Source organism: Vibrio olivae, assembly GCF_042428525.1.
GTDB classification, from domain to species: domain Bacteria; phylum Pseudomonadota; class Gammaproteobacteria; order Enterobacterales; family Vibrionaceae; genus Vibrio; species Vibrio olivae.
Genome location: NZ_JBHMEP010000053.1, coordinates 1 through 993, shown reverse-complemented (window position 1 = coordinate 993; position 993 = coordinate 1). Strand labels below are relative to the sequence as shown.

Genomic DNA, 993 nt, shown 5'->3' with positions numbered 1-993 from the left:
AGAAGGTTTTGGAGCTTTTCCCGAAAGCCGTCATCTAACGTTTCGGGAAGTTCTGCCAATAAGGAGAAAAATAAGTCAGGGTCTTTGTCTCGAAAGGCTTCAACTAATTCATGAAAAAAGGGATACGCCTCCTTCAGGGACGTAGAAAAGTCAAGCAATCGATCAATCATCATTGCTTCAGTAAGAAATGGGTATTTTGGTGCTCGGAAACTTTTCCATGTTTTGTATTCATAATGGTTGATGTTTGCACGATTTTTTAGCAAAAAGCGCCAGTTCTTTTTCAGTTTTTCTGCCTGGCTTTTCTGTCCGGCTTTACGAAGTTCATTCATTTCACGGATACGCAACTCATTGAACGCTTGATTCATGTGTTTGACAATATGAAACCGATCAATCACGACTTTCGCATTTGGCAGAACACGTTTGGTGAGCTGGAAGTAGGCGGCGTTCATGTCTGTCACCAAGAATTCTACTTCTTCTGGATTGGTACAACCTAAGAAATAGCTTGTTAATCGAGGTAATTTACGCGTAGGCAAAACATCTATTAATTTTCCTGTTTCGCCATCCGCGCAAATAAAGCTCATCTTATCTTCTATGGAAGCATGCGAACGAAATTCGTCAACCATCAATACTCTGGGGAGGATCTTCTTAGATTGCTTTGGTAAATAGCTTTTAAACTCTTTCAATGTACGAATAACGGTGGTCAAAGATACCTGACAGCTTTTCGCAATAAAAGATAAAGATACTTTTTCAGTCAGTAAAGAAGCAATTTTATATCTAACATGATTTGCGATTGAATGTCTGGGTTGGACAAAATAACTTTGAGCCGTCCAATGGGTGCGACAGTTTTTACAGGTATAGCGTTGCTTTTTTAGGCGCATAACCAAAGGCATATGATTGTATTGTTCAAAACGGACAATCGTTTCCTTTTTTCCATTTTTCACTATAATTGCTTTCCCGTTTCCATCTACCACAGTAGAACCACAACTTCTACAA

At 39.2% G+C, this 993-nt stretch carries 1 protein-coding gene; it reads right to left on the bottom strand.

Features of this window, described 5'->3' with window-relative positions; all coding sequences use genetic code 11:
- Window positions 1-993 (bottom strand): ISL3-like element ISEfa11 family transposase (locus ACFFUV_RS23425; RefSeq protein ID WP_390198341.1); only part of this gene is annotated, 993 nt, incomplete at both ends.